15 protein-coding genes are annotated in these 17458 nt (G+C 66.9%); 11 read left to right on the top strand and 4 right to left on the bottom strand.

Features of this window, described 5'->3' with window-relative positions; translation table 11 throughout:
* Positions 1–108: 108 nt before the first annotated feature.
* The 6 genes from leuS (at position 109) to holA (ending at position 8093) form a co-directional block, all read left to right on the top strand.
* Positions 109–2640: a leucine--tRNA ligase gene (gene leuS / locus J2805_RS07525; RefSeq protein WP_309974504.1), complete on the top strand. Its 2532-nt coding sequence runs from the start codon at positions 109–111 to the stop codon at positions 2638–2640.
* A gap of 69 nt (positions 2641–2709) precedes the next feature.
* Positions 2710–3717: a DegV family protein gene (locus J2805_RS07520; protein ID WP_309974501.1), complete on the top strand. Its 1008-nt coding sequence runs from the start codon at positions 2710–2712 to the stop codon at positions 3715–3717.
* A gap of 87 nt (positions 3718–3804) precedes the next feature.
* Entirely contained in the window at positions 3805–3990 is a 186-nt protein-coding gene (locus J2805_RS07515) for a hypothetical protein (protein WP_309974498.1), read from the top strand.
* 254 nt (positions 3991–4244) lie between these two features.
* Entirely contained in the window at positions 4245–5168 is a 924-nt protein-coding gene (locus tag J2805_RS07510) for a ComEA family DNA-binding protein (RefSeq protein WP_309974495.1), read from the top strand.
* A 97-nt stretch (positions 5169–5265) separates the two neighbouring features.
* Positions 5266–7143, top strand: a complete 1878-nt coding sequence (locus tag J2805_RS07505; RefSeq protein ID WP_309974493.1) for a ComEC/Rec2 family competence protein — start codon at positions 5266–5268, stop codon at positions 7141–7143.
* Positions 7077–8093, top strand: coding sequence for a DNA polymerase III subunit delta (gene holA / locus J2805_RS07500; RefSeq protein WP_309974490.1), 1017 nt, complete (start codon positions 7077–7079; stop codon positions 8091–8093). The genes J2805_RS07505 and holA overlap by 67 nt, the downstream gene beginning before the upstream one ends.
* Before the next feature lie 150 nt (positions 8094–8243).
* Here the strand turns inward: holA and rpsT are convergent, their stop codons facing one another.
* Together rpsT and J2805_RS07490 are read right to left on the bottom strand one after the other, a co-directional pair.
* A complete protein-coding gene (gene rpsT, locus J2805_RS07495) occupies positions 8244–8504 on the bottom strand; it encodes a 30S ribosomal protein S20 (protein WP_011692086.1) in 261 nt (86 codons plus the stop codon).
* Between the two features lie 214 nt (positions 8505–8718).
* Positions 8719–9321, bottom strand: coding sequence for a type II toxin-antitoxin system PemK/MazF family toxin (locus tag J2805_RS07490; RefSeq protein ID WP_309974477.1), 603 nt, complete (start codon positions 9319–9321; stop codon positions 8719–8721).
* A 204-nt stretch (positions 9322–9525) separates the two neighbouring features.
* Between J2805_RS07490 and lepA the strand changes: the two genes are divergently transcribed.
* Positions 9526–11379 carry a translation elongation factor 4 gene (gene lepA / locus J2805_RS07485; protein ID WP_309974474.1) on the top strand — a complete coding sequence of 618 codons (1854 nt, stop codon included), beginning with the start codon at positions 9526–9528 and terminating at the stop codon, positions 11377–11379.
* Between the two features lie 36 nt (positions 11380–11415).
* A complete protein-coding gene (hemW, locus tag J2805_RS07480; protein ID WP_309974471.1) occupies positions 11416–12645 on the top strand; it encodes a radical SAM family heme chaperone HemW in 1230 nt (409 codons plus the stop codon).
* A gap of 33 nt (positions 12646–12678) precedes the next feature.
* On the opposite strand, the gene J2805_RS07475 is transcribed toward hemW, so the two are convergent.
* Together J2805_RS07475 and J2805_RS07470 are read right to left on the bottom strand one after the other, a co-directional pair.
* Positions 12679–13098 (bottom strand): DUF4870 domain-containing protein, encoded by a 420-nt coding sequence (locus J2805_RS07475; protein WP_309974468.1) that lies wholly within the window; start codon positions 13096–13098, stop codon positions 12679–12681.
* A 168-nt stretch (positions 13099–13266) separates the two neighbouring features.
* A complete protein-coding gene (locus J2805_RS07470; protein WP_309974465.1) occupies positions 13267–14118 on the bottom strand; it encodes a DUF3097 domain-containing protein in 852 nt (283 codons plus the stop codon).
* A 234-nt stretch (positions 14119–14352) separates the two neighbouring features.
* Here J2805_RS07470 and hrcA point away from each other — a divergent pair, with 234 nt between their 5' ends.
* The 3 genes from hrcA to J2805_RS07455 all read left to right on the top strand — a co-directional run bounded on the left by hrcA (position 14353) and on the right by J2805_RS07455 (position 17417).
* Positions 14353–15366 (top strand): heat-inducible transcriptional repressor HrcA, encoded by a 1014-nt coding sequence (hrcA, locus tag J2805_RS07465; protein ID WP_309974462.1) that lies wholly within the window; start codon positions 14353–14355, stop codon positions 15364–15366.
* 114 nt (positions 15367–15480) lie between these two features.
* Positions 15481–16608 carry a molecular chaperone DnaJ gene (gene dnaJ / locus J2805_RS07460; protein ID WP_309974459.1) on the top strand — a complete coding sequence of 376 codons (1128 nt, stop codon included), beginning with the start codon at positions 15481–15483 and terminating at the stop codon, positions 16606–16608.
* Positions 16609–16610: 2 nt separating this feature from the next.
* Positions 16611–17417 carry a 16S rRNA (uracil(1498)-N(3))-methyltransferase gene (locus J2805_RS07455; protein ID WP_309974455.1) on the top strand — a complete coding sequence of 269 codons (807 nt, stop codon included), beginning with the start codon at positions 16611–16613 and terminating at the stop codon, positions 17415–17417.
* Positions 17418–17458: the final 41 nt, after the last annotated feature.

Below are 17458 nucleotides of genomic sequence, written 5' to 3'. Positions count from 1 at the left end.
TTTGTGTGTCTGGGGTTCTTCCCCGGCCGCAAGCAGGGGATCAGGAGGCCGGGGCGGGCAGGACGCCGGGGCCGTACGAAAAGCGGTACAGAACAGAAGAGGGCAGCAGTGAGCGTTCAGCCGGAGACAGAGACCGGAACAGCAAGAGTCGCGACGGACGGCCCTGAGGAGGGCACCTACAGCTTCGCCGCGATGGAGGCCAAATGGCCGCAGGTGTGGGAAGACCTCAAGGTGTTTACCCCTGTCGATGACGGCTCGCGCGAGCGCCGCTACGTCCTCGACATGTTCCCCTACCCCTCCGGCGACCTGCACATGGGCCACGCCGAAGCGTTCGCCATGGGTGACGTCGTGGCGCGTTACCTGCGCCAGAAGGGTTACGACGTCCTGCACCCGATCGGCTGGGACTCCTTTGGCCTGCCTGCGGAGAACGCCGCGATCAAGCGCAATGCGCACCCCAGCGAGTGGACCTACGCCAACATCGACACGCAGGCCGCGTCCTTCAAGCGCTACGCCATCTCGGCGGACTGGTCACGGCGCCTGCACACCTCGGACCCGGAGTACTACCGCTGGACCCAGTGGCTGTTCAAGCGCTTCTACGAGCGCGGCCTCGCGTACCGCAAGGATTCCCCGGTCAACTGGTGCCCCAAGGACCAGACGGTGCTGGCCAACGAACAGGTGGTCAACGGCGCCTGTGAACGCTGCGGTACCGCCGTCACCAAGAAGTCGCTGAACCAGTGGTACTTCAAGATCACCGAATACGCTGACCGGCTGCTCGATGACATGGACGAACTGCGCGGGCACTGGCCCGAGCGCGTCCTGGCCATGCAGAAGAACTGGATCGGCCGGTCCGAAGGCGCCCACGTCAACTTCGTGATCGAGGCCGACGCCGGCAAGCCCGCCAAGGACGTCACTGTCTTCACCACCCGCCCGGACACCCTCTACGGCGCGACGTTCTTCGTCGTCGCCGCAGACGCTCCGCTCGCCGTCGAACTGGTCACGGACGAGCACGCCCAGGCCCTGGACGCCTACCGCGAGCAGGTCAAGGCCCTCACGGAAATCGAACGCCAGTCCACTGAGCGTGAAAAGACCGGCGTCTTCACCGGCCGGTACGCCGTCAACCCCCTCAACGGCGAGAAGCTGCCGGTCTGGGCCGCGGATTACGTGCTGGCGGACTACGGCACGGGCGCCATCATGGCCGTCCCGGCCCACGACCAGCGCGACCTCGACTTCGCCAAGACCTTCGACCTGCCCGTCCGCGCAGTGCTGGACACCGGAGAAGAGGACCCCGCTGTCACCGGCACGGCCACGGCCGGAGAGGGCACCCTGATCAATTCGGGTGTGCTCGACGGGCTGCCCAAGGCTGAAGCCATCCCGGCCGCGATCGACATGCTGGAGAAGCAGGGCACGGGCGAAAAGTTCGTCAACTTCCGGCTCCGCGACTGGTTGCTCAGCCGCCAGCGGTTCTGGGGCACCCCGATCCCCATCATCCACTGCCCTGCCTGCGGTGAGGTTCCTGTCCCGGACGAGCAGCTGCCAGTCACCCTGCCGGCTGACCTGCGCGGCGAAGACCTGTCCCCGAAGGGCACCTCGCCGCTGGCCGCCGCGGAGGCGTGGGTCAATGTCGAGTGCCCCAACTGCCACGGCCCGGCCAAGCGCGACACCGATACCATGGACACCTTCGTTGACTCGTCCTGGTATTTCCTGCGCTTCGTCTCGCCGCAGTACACCGGCGGCCCGTTCGACCCGGAGAAGATCAACGACTGGATGCCTGTGGGGCAGTACGTGGGCGGCGTGGAGCACGCCATCCTGCACCTGCTGTACGCGCGGTTCTTCACCAAAGTCATCCACGACCTCGGCATGATAGACGCCGACGAGCCGTTCAGCGCCCTGCTCAACCAGGGCCAGGTCCTCAACGGCGGCAAGGCCATGAGCAAGTCGCTGGGCAACGGTGTTGACCTCGGCGAACAGCTGGACAAGTTCGGTGTTGATGCCGTGCGCCTGACCATGATCTTCGCTTCCCCGCCGGAGGACGACGTCGACTGGGCGGATGTTTCGCCGTCGGGCTCCGCGAAATTCCTGGCCCGTGCCTGGCGGCTGGCGCAGGACGTCACCAGTGCGCCCGGAGCGGACGCCGCCCAGGGAGACCGGGCCCTGCGCTCTGTCACGCACCGCACTATCGCGGACGCGGCCGCGCTGCTGGACAGCAACAAGTTCAACGTGGTGGTGGCCAAGCTGATGGAGCTGGTCAACGCGACACGCAAAACCATCGATGCGGCCTCCGGGGCGGGCGGGTCGGATCCCGCCGTCCGCGAAGCAGCGGAAGCCGTCGCAGTCATCCTGAGCCTCTTCGCGCCCTACACGGCCGAGGACATGTGGAACGTGCTGGGGCATCCCGCGTCGGTGGCGAACGCCGGCTGGCCCGAGCATGACGAAGCGCTCCTGGTGCAGGAGACCGTGACCGCCGTGGTCCAGGTCCAGGGCAAGGTCCGCGACCGCCTTGAAGTCTCGCCGGAGATCGGCGAGGACGAGCTGCGCGAACTTGCCATGGCGTCGGAGAACGTGCAGCGCGCCCTTGACGGGCGGGGTATCCGCACTGTCATCGTGCGTGCCCCTAAACTGGTCAACATCGTCCCGGCTTAGCCGGGGCACCGGCCGCCGGCATTCCCGGCGGCCGGCCATGATGTCTGACCGGAACAGCAGGGGGACGCCGTGAACGACCGGGAGCCGGCCGGCTGGCCGTGGCTGAGGGAGCGGCTGGTCCGCCTGCGACAGGCCACCCGACAGGGAGCTGCACCGGAAGCAGCGGGTACTCCCGCCGTCGTACGCGTTGCGGTGGTTACCGACTCGGCAGCGGCGCTTCCCGAAGACTGGGTCAGGGACTTCACGGCCGACGGGCGTCTGACCGTGGTTCCCATGCCTGTGATGGTGGGCGAGGAGATCTACGGCGAAGGCGAAGACGACATCACCGACACGATCGCGGTGGCGCTGGCCACCGGGACGCCGGTCAAAACGTCACGGCCATCGCCCGGCCAGTTCGAGCAGGCGTATCTGGCAGCGCTGCGCCGCGGCTACGAAGCCGTGGTCTCCGTGCATATCTCCGGAGCGCTTTCGGGCACCGCCGATTCCGCCAGGCTGGCGGCTTCCCGCGTCGGGGTCCCCGTGGAAGTGGTCGATTCGAAAACCGTGGGCATGGCACTGGGCATGGGCGTGCAAAGCGCAGTGGTAGCGGCCGCGGATGGCCGCCCGGCAGCGGAAGTGCGTGCTTTTGCCGAAGAGCGGCTGGCCCGCACCAAAGTCTTTTTCTATGTTCCCAGCCTGGAGCAGTTGCGCCGTGGGGGCCGGATTGGGGCAGCAGCGTCACTGTGGGGAACGGTGTTTGCCATCAAGCCGATCCTTGCCGTGGACGACGGGAAAATCGTGCCGCTGGAAAAGGTCAGGTCGGCGGCGAGGGCAGTGGCCCGCCTCGAGGAACTTGTCGTTGCGGACGCCGCAGCGCGGCCTGCGGGCCAGGCCCGGCTTGCAGTGCATCACTTCGGCAACCCCGGTGAAGCCGGGGAACTCGCAAGCAGGCTGGCCGCCTCGCTTCCGGAAGCACCTACGGCGCAGATCAGCTCGCTCCCGGCAGTGCTCGCCGCTCACGCGGGACTGGGAGTCCTTGCCGTGATCGTGGGGGAGAGCAGCACACCCGCCACGGATCCTTTGGCCGGCACCCGGTGACCGGCCGTGCGGAAGCCAGCCGCTAGCCGCCACTGGTTCAATCCCTGCGCTGGTAGTACAGTCTCCCCACCGGGCAAGGAGGCTCCCATGACAATGCAGGTCCACCACGTTGCACAATTCGACAGGGATGTGTCGGAAGAAGTGACCAACTGGCTGAAGTATCTCAAGGGCCAGGTCACGAGCGTCCAGTTCCTGACCACGACGGTCCCCGACCCCAAGGCCCCGGAGGCCTGGCGGGTCCAGTACGAGGCCTACATTACGTACCAGAAGTAGCGGGCAACCCGGCCGTCCCAGGCCGGGCCGCCCAGGCTTGAGCGCCCCGTCGGGCGGGACCTCATTGGCTCCTCCATGGACGCCGCTTGGCGTCCCCACCTCGATGTGCCGTTCCGTGCCGGTCTGGCAGAACGTCCGGCCCGTGACGGCGCTCCGCGTCAATGTGTAAATAGTAGTGAAACGCGCCCGTTCCGAGTATCCACATACAGTCATTTGCGCTGTCTGCGGTGTGTTCGTTTGCATAGCGTGGGGGTATGTCACGCCGGGACGCGGAAGCGGGAGCACCTGCCGCGGCCCGCCGTGCACGGCGCCGGCTGGCGGCCACTCTCGGACCGGCCGGGGAAGGGGATGGCAGCGACGGGTGGGCCGGGGGCGCGGCGTCCGCCCCCGGCCTTTTGGAGCACGGCACCGGGCCCGGCGGGCGGCCGTTCAGGTACGACGGCGGTGCGCAGCCTTCTCAGGCGTCGGCCTTGCCTTCCGACGGCGGGGCGCACGGACCTTCGAGATTCAGGTGGCGCACCGGCTTGCGCGTCGCGGTACTGCTGGGGGTGCTTTGCCTTTTCCTGGGATGCTGGTTCTGGTGGGACGTCGCGGCCAGCAGTCCGCACGTTGCGCCGTTGAGCGAGTTCAGCAGTGCGGCGGCCCTCGGGCAGCCGCAGGAGTCTGCCGGCGGTTCCTCGGCCGGAGGGCAGGCTTCGGCTAAGCCGTCCGCGGCAGGAATAGTCGTCCACGTAGCCGGTGCCGTCAACAGGGCGGGCGTTGTGGAACTACCGGAGGGCAGCCGGATCCACGAGGCGATCGCCGCAGCGGGAGGCAGCGCTGCCGGGGCGGACCTGAACCGCCTGAACCTTGCCGCGGTCCTGGCCGACGGGCAGAAAATCATCGTACCCCTGATCGGAGATCCGGACGTCGACGCCTCTGCGCCCGAGGACACGGCACCCGCGGACAGCGGGGCGGGCGCCGGCGAAGCGGGACCGGGCGGCGGCAAGGTCGACTTGAACTCGGCGTCCGTGGAGGAACTGGGGGCATTGCCCCGGGTAGGTCCCGTACTGGCCCAGCGCATAGTCGACTGGCGCAAAGAACACGGGCGGTTCAGCACGGTTGAGGAACTTGACGCCGTGGACGGTGTCGGACCCAAGATGCTGGAAACGCTGTTGCCGCTCGTGCGGGTGTCCTGAGATGGGCCGGCCCAGTCGGTGGCAACGCTTCGTTGACTCAGCTGTCCGGTCTGACGCCCCGGAACCGCGGCAGGCTACGGCAGGATCACCGGGAAGGTTGCCCGCTGGCACGGAGGTCCACTCCGCCGGTGTCCGCGGCATTGTCCCGCGCACGGCCGGCGGCTTGCCGGCACTCCTGGCCGCACGGCTCTTTCCTGCCCTGGCGGACAGTACGCAGGCAGCAGCCAAACACGCTGCATCCGGAATCGGGGACCGGCCACGGCGCCGCACCGACCTGCGCCTGGCCCTTCCAGCCCTTCTCGCCTGGGCGGCTGCCGTCGCCGGCGTGTGGCTGCCGCTGCCGGTGCTGGGGGTGGTTGTTGTTGGCCTTCTTGGGAGTGCGGCCGCGCTGCTGGTTGTGTTCCACCGCCGGCGCCGGAGCCGGCGCCGCAGAGCAGGAGACGGACGCGTTGCACGCAGCTTCCTGACCACACTCCTCATTGCACTGGGGCTGGCGGCTGCTGTCGCGTCCCACTCCGCAATAGCCGCGTCTCAGAAGCACGATGGTGCCGTGGCAGAAGCGGTCTCTTCCCGTTCCGCCGTCGTGGTCGAGGCGGAGATCGCGGGGCCGCCACGCCAGCTCAAGTCTCCCGGCCGTGCCGGCGCGGACCGCTGGGCCGTCCCTGCCACCGCATTGACGATCATCGCCAAGGGTGACCTGATCCGCGGGGAGGCCGAACTGCTGATCATGGGCGGTGCTGACTGGCAGCATGCGGTCCCCGGCCAGCGGATCCGGACCACCGGAAAGCTGAGGCCTGCCGAAGACGGCCAGGCGCAGGCAGGCGTCCTGTCCGCCAGCACCGGCCCGGCCACCGCCGTTGCCCCTTCGGGATGGCAGGAGGGGCCGGCAGCGCTGCGCGGCGGGTTTGCCGCCGCCGCGGAGTGGATCGGCGGCGATGCGCGGGGCCTGCTGCCTGGAATGGTCACCGGTGACACCAGTTTGTTGGATGAGGAGCTTGAAAGTGCGATGAAAACGGTCGGGATGACCCACCTGACGGGCGTCAGCGGGGCAAACTGCAGCCTGATCCTGGGCGCGTTGCTGTTGGCTGCCCGGAGCGTTCGCCTGCCACGGGCGCCCGCTGCTGGGGCAGCACTCGCGGGACTGGTGCTGTTCGTGCTGATGGTGGGCCCGGACGCCAGTGTCCTCCGTGCCGCGCTGATGGGAGCCATCGGGCTGGCGTCCCTGTCCGGTGGCCGGGCAGGACGTGGACTCAGTTTCCTCTGCCTTGCGGTGATCGGTCTCCTCGTGGCTGATCCCGCACTCGGGACCAGCTTCAGCTTCCTCCTGTCCGTGCTGGCAACGCTTGGCATTGTGATGGCGGGGCCGCCGATCATGGACTGGCTTCCGCAGCTCGTTCCGCGCTGGCTTGCCGCCGCACTCGCGGTTCCCCTTTCCGCGCAGCTGTTCTGCGGGCCGGTGATCGTCCTGTTGCAGCCGCAGTTTTCGTCCTTCGCGCTGCTGGCGAACATGGTGGCGACTCCGCTCGTGGCACCGGTCACCATTCTTGGCACCGCTGCCGTCCCTCTGGTGCCACTGGCCCCGTGGGCAGCCGCAGTTCCCATGGCGGTGGCCGGGGTCTGCGCCGCCGGGGTCGCCGGCGTCGCCAGGTTTTTCGCGGCCCTGCCCGGCGCTGCCCTGCCCTGGCCGGAAGGGCCGTTCGGCGCGGCCACCATGGTGTCGCTGTCCGCTTGCACCCTGCTGCTTCTGTGGCTCGTCCTGCACCCGCGGGCGGTGTCAGGACTGGTCTTGGCCGCGCATCGAAAGACCATCAATTTCCTGGACCGAGGGCTGCCATTCCCTGGCTTGGACCAGCACCGCCGCCGTGGGAGGCTTAGAGGTATTAATCCGATTTCCGGGAGGAACCAAGAGTGGCCGCTGCGCAAAAAGCACGCCCCAAGCCGGCGACGTCAGCGACGGCCACCTGGCGTGATGTGACCCCTGCCCTTGTGGTGCTGATCGGCGGGCCGGAGGAGTACCTCGGCATCCGTGCCATGGACCGCGTCAGGTCACAGGTCCGCGCCGCCGAGCCGGATGTGGAGATCACCAGGCTCAACGCGGGCAGCTACGAACCCGGATCCCTGGCCATGAACGTCAGCCCGTCACTGTTCGGGGAATCCAAGCTCATCGAAGTCGAATCCGCGGAAGCCATGAATGACGCTTTCCTTGCGGACGCCCTCAAATACCTTGCAAGCCCCGAGCCCGACGCCGTCCTGGTGGTCCGCCACGGCGGCGGGGTCCGGGGTAAGAAGCTGCTCGATGCCATCAAGGCCGCCGGGTGGCCGGTGGTGGATTGCCAGCCCCTCAAAAAGGACGCCGACAAGTCCGCGTTCGTTGTAGCCGAGTTCAAAGCGGCCTCGCGGCGGATTGAACCGGAGGCCGTCCACGCCCTGGTCAATGCGGTGGGCGCCAGCCTTTCGGAGCTGGCCGCCGCCTGCAGCCAGCTCATCGCGGACGCGGCTACGGCGGTAGATACGGACATGGTGGACCGGTATTACGGCGGCCGGATTGAGGCAACAGCATTCAAGGTCGCTGATGCGGCGCTGGCCGGGAACGGTCCGCTCGCACTTTCCACCCTCCGCCACGCCCTCGCCACCGGCGCGGACCCCGTGCCCCTGGTGGCCGCACTGGCCGCCAAACTCAGGACTGTGGCAAAGGTGGCCGGCGCACAGGGGTCCTCGGCCCAGATCGCGCGGCAGCTCGGCATGCAGCCGTGGCTGGTGGAGCAGGCACAGCGTGATGTCCGGCGCTGGACACCCGAAGGCCTGGTCCGCTCCATCCAGGTGACGGCCGAGGCGGATGCCCAGGTCAAGGGGCTCTCCCGCGACCCGGTGTACGCCGTGGAGCACGCCGTCACCGTCATCGCGACGTCGGTCCGCCGCGGCTAGTTTGGCAAACCGCCTTGCTGGCGGCTCGGTTGAAGCCGCACTAGCGGAAGGCGCGAGCAACTGTGTAATGGACGTGGCGGGTTAAACGGATGTGGCCGGCACCCCAAGGGGTGCCGGCCACGATCATCAGTTCAGTTGAACTGGAAAACCTTAGAGTGCGTTGACCTTCTTGGAGATCGCCGACTTGCGGTTTGCAGCGTTGTTCTTGTGAAGAACGCCCTTGCTGACAGCCTTATCCAGCTTACGGCTAGCAGCAACCAGCGCAGCAGCAGCAGCATCCTTGTCGGTGGACTCAACGGCGGTGTTGACGGCGCGGATGGCCGTCTTCAGCTCGGACTTGACTGCGTTGTTACGCAGGCGAGCCTTCTCGTTGGTGAGGATGCGCTTCTTCTGGGACTTGATATTAGCCACGTGTGAACTCTCTTTTTAATGCGGAAATGGTCTAGAGGGCTTTCAGGTTGGCCATTGACTGAGCGGCGTGGGGATACCTATGGCGGCCAACCATCAGTGGCCGTCGACCTGCACGGACACACAGCTGTCAATAATAGCAGACACACTGCAATGCCGCCGACCCACGGCTTGTTCCCGCCGTTGCCGGTTCCCGGCGCTCTTGCGGTTCGCGCCCTCAACTCCAGCCGTGCAGCTCACGGAGGGCCGCGGAGACGCTGTTAAAGCGCTTCCGGTCCAGGACGGCACCTTCCCGGCGGATGTCGGCCGGCCTGATCTGGAGGATCCGGTCGAGCTTCGCTTCGCTGGGCCGGTGCTGCCGGTCCCAGCTGCCCGTGCCGATGTCCACGTAGTTGTCATCATCACGGCGGTCATGGTCGTGGTCTTTGCTGGTGAGCATAAGCCCCAGCAGAAACCGGCCGCGGCTCCCGATCAGCAGCACCGGCCGGTCCTTGCCCTGGGAGTGGTCCTCCTCGTATGGGACCCACGTCCAGACCACCTCACCCGGTTCCGGTTTCCCGTTGGGGGAGGGGGCGTATTTCACGCTCGCGACGCCCTGGAAGTCGCCGGGATACTTTCCGCTGATTCCGCCGGCAGCCCCGCCTGCAGCGGCCCGCGGCTGCGGTGCGTCACCCGGCGTCGGACGCCGCCGCGGTGTTGGGCTGCCCTGTGCGGCGGGGACCTGCGGTTGGCCGCCAGGACGATCCTTGCCCGGGCGCCCTTCCAGGAAACGAATTGCGGCGCGTACGGCGTTGGCGAGGGAGCGGAGGTTCAGTGCCATCCTGCAACGATACTGCGACGGCCGGGACAGGCATTGCGTTGCCGCCTGCAGGAGACGCAAACCCGGTCACGCAAACCTTGGCATGCAAACAATGCACTGACTGGCGGCCGGACGTGGGACACTAGAAGTTCACGTGCGGCAGGTCCTGCGATGGCTTCGGCCATCCTGATCACAGCCGCGAAATGCCAACAGTAAGGACCCTGCGTGTCTCCCATGGCCCGCACCGCCCCGGTGCCCGCCGCAACAGAGCCGGCCATCATCCGGAACTTCTGCATTATTGCGCACATTGACCACGGTAAATCCACTCTGGCCGACCGCATGCTGCAGTACACCGGCGTCGTTAAGTCCCGCGACATGAAGGCCCAGTATCTGGACCGCATGGATATCGAGCGTGAGCGCGGCATCACCATCAAGTCCCAGGCTGTGCGCATGCCATGGGAAGTTGACGGCACGAGCTACGCCCTGAACATGATCGACACCCCCGGCCACGTCGACTTCACCTACGAGGTCTCCCGTTCGCTGGCAGCCTGCGAGGGCGCGGTTCTGCTGGTGGACGCAGCCCAGGGCATCGAGGCCCAGACGCTTGCCAACCTGTACCTGGCGATGGAGAACAACCTCACCATCATCCCGGTGCTCAACAAGATCGACCTTCCCGCGGCCCAGCCCGAGAAGTATGCGGCGGAGCTCGCCAGCCTGATCGGCGGCGACCCCGACGACGTGCTGCGGGTCTCCGGCAAGACCGGCGCCGGCGTCGAGGTCCTCCTGGACAAGATCGTGCGCGACCTGCCGGCCCCGGTGGGCGACCCCAATGCCCCCGCCCGTGCCATGATCTTCGACTCCGTGTACGACACCTACCGTGGCGTCGTCACCTACGTCCGCGTTGTCGACGGCATGCTGCACCCGCGTGAGCGGATCCAGATGATGTCCACCCGCGCCACGCACGAACTCCTCGAAATCGGCGTGAGCTCCCCGGAACCCACGCCTTCCAAGGGCCTGGGCGTCGGCGAAGTGGGTTACCTGATCACCGGTGTGAAGGACGTCCGCCAGTCCAAGGTGGGTGACACGGTCACCAACCTGGCCAAGCCTGCCGCGCAGTCGCTGCCCGGCTATGCCGATGCCAAGCCGATGGTCTTCTCGGGCCTCTACCCGCTGGACGGCACCGACTATCCGGTGCTCCGCGATGCGCTGGAGAAGCTGATGCTCAACGACGCCGCCCTGATCTACGAGCCGGAAACCTCGGCCGCCCTGGGCTTCGGCTTCCGTGTGGGCTTCCTGGGGCTTCTGCACCTGGAAATCACCCGTGAACGGCTCGAACGCGAGTACAACCTGGACCTGATCTCCACAGCACCCAACGTGGAGTACGAGGTGACACTGGAGGACAAGAAGGTTGTCCACGTCACCAACCCCAGCGAATACCCCACCGGCAAGGTCGCCGAGGTCCGGGAGCCGATGGTGTCCGCCACCATCCTGGCGCCCAATGACTTTGTCGGAGCCATCATGGAACTGTGCCAGAGCCGCCGAGGCATTATGGGCGGCATGGACTATCTGTCCGAGGACCGGGTGGAAATCCGGTACCGCCTGCCGCTGGCCGAAATCGTCTTCGACTTCTTCGACATCCTGAAGTCCAAGACCCGCGGCTACGGCTCTCTTGACTGGAAAGCGGACGGCGACCAGGTTGCCGACCTCGTCAAGGTCGACATCATGCTCCAGGGCGAACAGGTGGATGCCTTCAGCGCCATCACCCACCGGGACAAGGCCTACGCCTACGGTGTGATGATGACCGGCAAGCTGCGCGAGCTCATTCCCCGCCAGCAGTTCGAGGTTCCCATCCAGGCCGCCATCGGCTCGCGGATCATCGCCCGCGAAAGCATCCGCGCCATCCGCAAGGACGTCCTGGCCAAATGCTACGGCGGCGATATCTCCCGTAAGCGCAAACTTCTGGAAAAGCAGAAGGAAGGCAAGAAGCGCATGAAGATGGTGGGCCGCGTTGAGGTTCCCCAGGAAGCCTTCATCGCCGCGCTCACCACGGACGAATCCAAGGACAAGGCCAAAAAGTAGTGATGACCGTGGCCGGAACCTCCGGAGGCCGCAGCAATGCCTAGCGTTCTACCCCTTGGTGACCCCGCGCCGTCGGACGGTCTGCTTCCAGCGCAGGCTGCCGACGGCGCTGCCGGGCGAGGATTCGGGCTGTACGTCCACATCCCCTTCTGTGCGGTGCGCTGCGGGTACTGCGACTTCAACACCTACACGGCTACCGAGCTCGGCGGCGGGGCGTCCCAGGACGCCTATGCCTCCACGGCCATCGCCGAGGTGGGGTTTGCCGCCAATGCCCTGAAAGCCAGCGGACTTCCGGACCGCCGGATGAGCACTGTCTTTTTCGGCGGCGGCACGCCCACGCTGCTGCCCGCCGAGGACCTGGCCCGCATCCTCACTGCAGCGATAGGCGAATGGGGACTGGAGCCCGGCGCCGAGGTCACCACCGAAGCCAACCCGGATTCCGTCACGCCGGAGTCCCTCCAGCTGCTGGCGGATGCCGGTTTCACTCGCGTTTCCTTCGGGATGCAGTCGGCAGTGCCGCATGTCCTCAAGGTCCTCGACCGCACGCACACGCCCAGCAGGGTTCCGCAGGTGGTGCAATGGGCACGGGACGCGGGCCTCGCGGTCAGCCTTGACCTCATTTACGGAACGCCGGGGGAGTCCCTGGAGGACTGGCGGTACTCCCTGGAGACAGCCCTGTCCTACGGCCCCGACCACATCAGCGCCTATGCGCTGATCGTGGAGGACGGCACTAAGCTGGCTGCGCAGATCCGCCGTGGCGAAGTCCCTGGAATCGACGACGACGACCACGCCGACAAGTACGAACTCGCGGACGAACTCATCAGTGCCGCCGGCCTCGGCTGGTACGAGGTCAGCAACTGGTCGCGGACGCCGGAGCAGGCATGCAGGCACAACCTGGCGTACTGGCGCGGGGACGACTGGTGGGGGATTGGTCCCGGCGCACACTCACACGTCGGAGGCGTCCGCTGGTGGAACGTCAAGCACCCCACTGCCTACGCCGGCCGGCTCGCCGGCGGCGCGTCGCCGGCAGCAGGCAGGGAAACGCTCGACGCCGAAACCCGGAACGTTGAGCGCGTCATGCTGGAAGCCCGGCTGAGCAGCGGACTCGATGTTGACGGGCTGGGAGCGTCCGGACGGCACGCCGTCGCGGGGCTGATCGCCGATGGCCTGGTGGATCCCGCCATGGCGTTCAAGGGGCGGCTCATCCTCACCCTCAAGGGCCGGCTCCTCGCCGACGCCGTGGTCAGAAGGATCCTCCCGGACTGAGCGGCCCGGACTGAGCCGGCCGGGTTCAGCCGGTTACTTGATCCAGCGCAGGTTGAAGTCGTACCGGTGCGGCTGGCCCCGGTTCACGTGGATGCCGGCTGCCACCGAGAAGCAGGTGACGGCGATCCAGATCAGCGTGGCCAGCACCGCGAAGATGTTACCTACCACGGGCAGCAACACGAGGATGTTGCAGATGACCGCGGCGATGGTGGGCGGCAGGGTGAAGTTCAGCGCTTCCTTGGACTCCTGCGCCGTAAACGGCCCGCGGTCCCTGAAAATCAGGTAGATCAAGAGCGACGGGACACATCCGAGGATGCCGCCGAAGTGTGCGAGCGTAGCCCACTGCCGGTCTTCGTTGGCTGTGAGCGGCAGTGCATTGGCGGGGACGCCATGATACTGGGGCTGGCCATGGCCGGCCTGGTTGTCCCTTTGTTCACGTGCGTCTTCTGCCACGGTGTCGTCCTTCGGATTGCAGTGGTGCGGTGGATCCCGGAAAAGCGGGCGCTGCAAAACAACAGCAACAACCGCCGTATCAAGAATACCGGGTCGTCAGCATTCGGAGGGTCCAACCTGCGCCTGCGGCGCCGTGAAAGTTCCGGCTACGGCGCTGGGAAGTACGGGCTACGGCACTGTGAGGAAGTCGATGACCTCTTCGACCCGGCCCAGCAGGGACGGTTCCAGGTCTGCGTAGCTGCGGACGGCCCCCAGCAGCTTCTGCCAGCCCAGTCCGATGTCTTCCTTCGTCTCGTGCGGCCATCCGAAGGCAGTCAGGATCCCGGTCTTCCAGTCGACGCCCCGCGGAATAACGGGCCAGGCGTCAATGCCGAGCACGGCAGGCCGGATAGCCTGCCACACGTCCACGTAGGGGTGGCCCACAATCAGCACGTTGCCCGCCGCGCCGGGGGACGCCATGACGGCGTCGGCGATCCGCGATTCCTTTGAATCGGCAACGAGGTGGTCCACCAGGACGCCCAGGCGCCGGCCGGGGCCCGGCCTGAATGCGGCAACCGCCGCTGTGAGGTCGTCGATGCCGTGCAAAGGCTCGACGACGATGCCCTCCACCCGGAGGTCGTCGCCCCAGACCTTTTCAACGAGTTCGGCGTCGTGCTTGCCTTCCACCCAGATGCGGCTGGCCTTGGCTACCTGGGCGCGCTGGCCCGCCACCCGAACGGAACCGGAGGCCGTCCGGTTGGATCCTGCGGGGACTGGCTGCGCGCGTGGGGCAGGCGGCATCAGCCGGATGGGCAGGCCCTCCAGTAGGAACCCGTAGCCGAGGCGGAAAGTGCGCGACTTACCGCGCCGGTCCTCAAGGGCCACCACATGCATGCCGCCGGACTTCTCCACCCTGGTGACAGCGCCGACCCAGCCGGACTGCACGTCTTCCAGCACCATGCCGCGTTCAACCGGAACTTCGGGAAGTTCGGATTTCCGCGGAGCGGTAATGTCCTGCGGGCCCCAGTTCTGGTACGACATCCGATACACACTGCCTTGCACTAGGAGGAGGGAAAACAGGCCGGACGCGCCTTCGGGAAGGTACACGCCCGGTTCCGCACCGGAGTTTCGCCCGGAGCGGTACCAATGCTAACAACGCGGCGTCTCATATTAGACTGGTTAGCACTTAGACATGACGAGTGCTAACGAGTAACAGGGTATGCACTTGGCGCAAGGCCCGGGCTGCGGCCCGGGGCAGCCGATCGGAGGTGGAGAATGAGCGAACCACGCAAGCTTGAAGTACTGCGCGCCATCGTGGAGGACTACGTCCATTCCCGCGAACCTGTGGGCTCCAAGGCGCTGGTGGAACGGCACCACCTCGGTGTCTCCAGCGCCACCATCCGCAATGACATGGCAGCGCTGGAGGACGAGGGCTTGATTACGGCGCCGCATACCAGTGCGGGACGCATCCCAACGGACAAGGGGTACCGGCTCTTCGTCGACCAGATTTCTGCGGTCAAGCCGCTTTCGCAGGCGGAACGCCGCGCCATCCAGTCCCTGCTGGAGGGGTCAGATGACCTGGACGACGTCCTGGAGCGCACGGTGCGGCTGCTGTCGCAACTGACCAACCAGGTGGCCGTGGTGCAGTACCCGCACCTCAGCCGCGCCATGGTGCGGCACATTGAGTTTGTGCTGCTGGCACCGCGACAGGTCCTGACCGTACTGATTGCGGACACCGGAAAAGTCGAACAGCGGGTCATCGACGTGGGTCAGGAACTCAGCGATGACGTTCTCGCCAGCCTTCGTGCCCGGTTCTTGAAGAGCCTGTCCGGCACACCGCTGAGCCTGCTCCCGCAGGCGCTGCCCGCCGTCGTCGCCGGCTGTGAACCGTCGCGCCGGCATGCCGCCCAGGCGCTGGCCCGAGGCCTGGACGCACTCGCCAGCAGCACCCGCGAGGAGCGGATGGTCATGGCCGGAACCGCCAACCTCGCACGATCCAACGTTGACTTCCCGCTGAGCATTGGCCCCGTCCTCGAGGCCCTCGAGGAACAGGTGGTCATGCTCCGCCTGCTCAGCGAAATGGCGCAGGACCCCCGCGGCGTGACCGTCAGCATCGGCCGCGAGAATCCGTACGACGGACTCGCGGAAGCCTCGGTGGTGGCCACCGGCTACGGCCCCGGCTCCACTGCCAAGGTGGGCGTCCTTGGCCCCACCCGGATGGACTACCCCACCACCATGGCCGCGGTCCGTGCCGTGGCCCGCTACCTTTCCAGGATCCTCGGACCTTAACCGGTCCTTTATCAGCCAACCAGGCCTCCGCATCCCGGCCTCCGGGAAAACGGCAGCAGCACCATAGACACCCCAAGGCATTACAGGCAGTACAACCAGGAAGAGATACGAACTTTGAGCAGCCACTACGACGTTCTTGGAGTCTCACCCGAAGCGACGGGCGAAGAGATCAAGAAGGCCTACCGAAAGCTTGCGCGAACCCTGCACCCGGACGTCAACCCCGGCGAGGATGCCTCGGACCGCTTCAAGGCCGTCACGCACGCCTATGAAGTGCTGTCCGACCCGCAGAAACGCCGTGTCTACGACACCACCGGCAACGAGAACGGCACCGACAACGGCTTCGGCGGTGCCGGCTACTCGGGCCAGGGCTTCGCCTTCCAGGACATCTTCGACACGTTCTTCGGCGCCGGCGGCTCGGCCGGTCCCGCTTCGCGCGTCCGCCGGGGCCAGGACGCCCTCATCAGCGTCCGGATCGACCTTCGGGATGCCGTCTTCGGCGTCAACAAGAAGCTTGAGGTGGACACTGCCGTAACGTGCCCCACCTGTGAAGGCTCCTGCTGCCAGCCCGGAAGCCACCCCGAGCGCTGCGACATCTGCGGCGGCAGCGGCCAGGTCCAGCGGGCTGTCCGCTCCATCCTTGGCCAGGTCATGACGGCCGCTCCCTGCGGCTCCTGTGAGGGCTTCGGAACCGTCATCAAGGATCCCTGCAACGAGTGCAACGGCCAGGGCCGCATCCGCAGCCGCCGTTCGCTGACGGTCAAGGTCCCCGCCGGTGTAGCCACCGGAACCCGCATCCAGCTTGGCGGCCAGGGCGAAGCCGGTCCTGCCGGTGGCCCCTCCGGCGACCTGTATGTGGAGATCCGGGTCAACAATGACGCCACCTACGTGCGCGACGGCGACGACCTCCACGCGACCCTCCACATACCGATGACCGCCGCTGCCCTTGGCACCGAGCTCAGCCTCGACACGTTCGACGGCCAGCAGGAAATCGACGTCAAGGCAGGCACCCAGTCCGGCGAGGTCATTACCCTGCGTGGTCTCGGCGTCACCCACCTCCGGGGCTACGGCCGCGGCGACCTCAAGGTCCACCTGCAGGTCGAAACACCGGCCAAGCTGGACCCCGCGCAGGAAGACCTCCTCCGGCAGCTCGCCAAACTCCGGGGCGAGCAGTACACGGAGGGTAAACTCACCGCCAGCGGCGGTGTCTTCGCTAAGCTGCGGGACCGGCTCGGTAACCTGTAGCGGTGAGCAACCCGGTCTTTTTCGCAACACCAGGAGCACTGGACCACCAGGTCCCCGGTTCGCAGTTCGTCCTGCAGGGAGCTGAAGCCCGGCATGCCGTCACGGTCAAGCGGATTTCCGTAGGGGAATCCGTTGACATCGCCGACGGCGCCGGCAAAAGACTGACCGGGACCGTCGCCGCCGTGGGGCAGGGCGAGCTGACCGTGGAGTGCGCGGCGCTCGAAACCGAAGAGCGCCCCGACCTGCGCCTTGTCCTGGTTCAGGCGCTGGCCAAGGGTGACCGCGACGAACTCGCCGCTGAGACCGCCACCGAACTGGGGATCGATGCGGTCATCCCCTGGCAGTCGGAGCGCTCCATCGTCCGGTGGAAGGGTGAGCGGGCCGCCAAGGCGCATGCCAAGTGGCAGTCCGTGGTGACTGCGGCGGCCAAACAGGCACGCCGGGCCTGGATCCCCGAGGTCCGCGCCGCCGTCGACGGTGCAGGGCTGCAGGCCGCCGTCGCCGCATCGGACCTGGCCATCATCCTCCACGAAGACGCGGTCCGGCCGCTGCGCGCCGTATTGGAGGCCTGGCGGGATTCCGACGGCGGGGATTCCGGCGCCGGGGATTCCGGTGCCTCGACGCGCGGTCCGGGGCCGCGAGAAATCCTGCTCATTGTGGGACCCGAAGGCGGAATCAGCCCCCGAGAGGTCACCAAGCTCTGCAGCGCCGGTGCAGTGACTGCACTGCTGGGCCATCACGTGCTCCGGTCATCCACAGCCGGGCCTGCCGCCACGGTGCTCGCCAGCGATATCCTCGGGCGCTGGTAGCAGCATCCGCAGCCTCAGGGCCGCCCCCCCGAAACGCTCAG

The sequence above is a fragment of the Arthrobacter oryzae genome, assembly GCF_031454875.1.
Classification (GTDB): Bacteria; Actinomycetota; Actinomycetes; order Actinomycetales; family Micrococcaceae; genus Arthrobacter; species Arthrobacter oryzae_D.
Note: the sequence above shows the minus strand (reverse complement) of the source record. Positions and strands in the feature narration are given on the sequence as shown.

What these genes read in the sequence shown, in the direction of transcription:
- J2805_RS07515 (WP_309974498.1), top strand. Translation starts at nt 3,805, where the DNA reads ATGACAATGCAGGTCCACCACGTTGCACAATTCGACAGGGATGTGTCG.
- hemW (WP_309974471.1), top strand. Translation starts at nt 11,416, where the DNA reads ATGCCTAGCGTTCTACCCCTTGGTGACCCCGCGCCGTCGGACGGTCTG.
- J2805_RS07490 (WP_309974477.1), bottom strand. Translation starts at nt 9,321, where the DNA reads ATGGCACTGAACCTCCGCTCCCTCGCCAACGCCGTACGCGCCGCAATT.
- J2805_RS07510 (WP_309974495.1), top strand. Translation starts at nt 4,245, where the DNA reads ATGTCACGCCGGGACGCGGAAGCGGGAGCACCTGCCGCGGCCCGCCGT.
- J2805_RS07470 (WP_309974465.1), bottom strand. Translation starts at nt 14,118, where the DNA reads ATGTCGTACCAGAACTGGGGCCCGCAGGACATTACCGCTCCGCGGAAA.
- hrcA (WP_309974462.1), top strand. Translation starts at nt 14,353, where the DNA reads ATGAGCGAACCACGCAAGCTTGAAGTACTGCGCGCCATCGTGGAGGAC.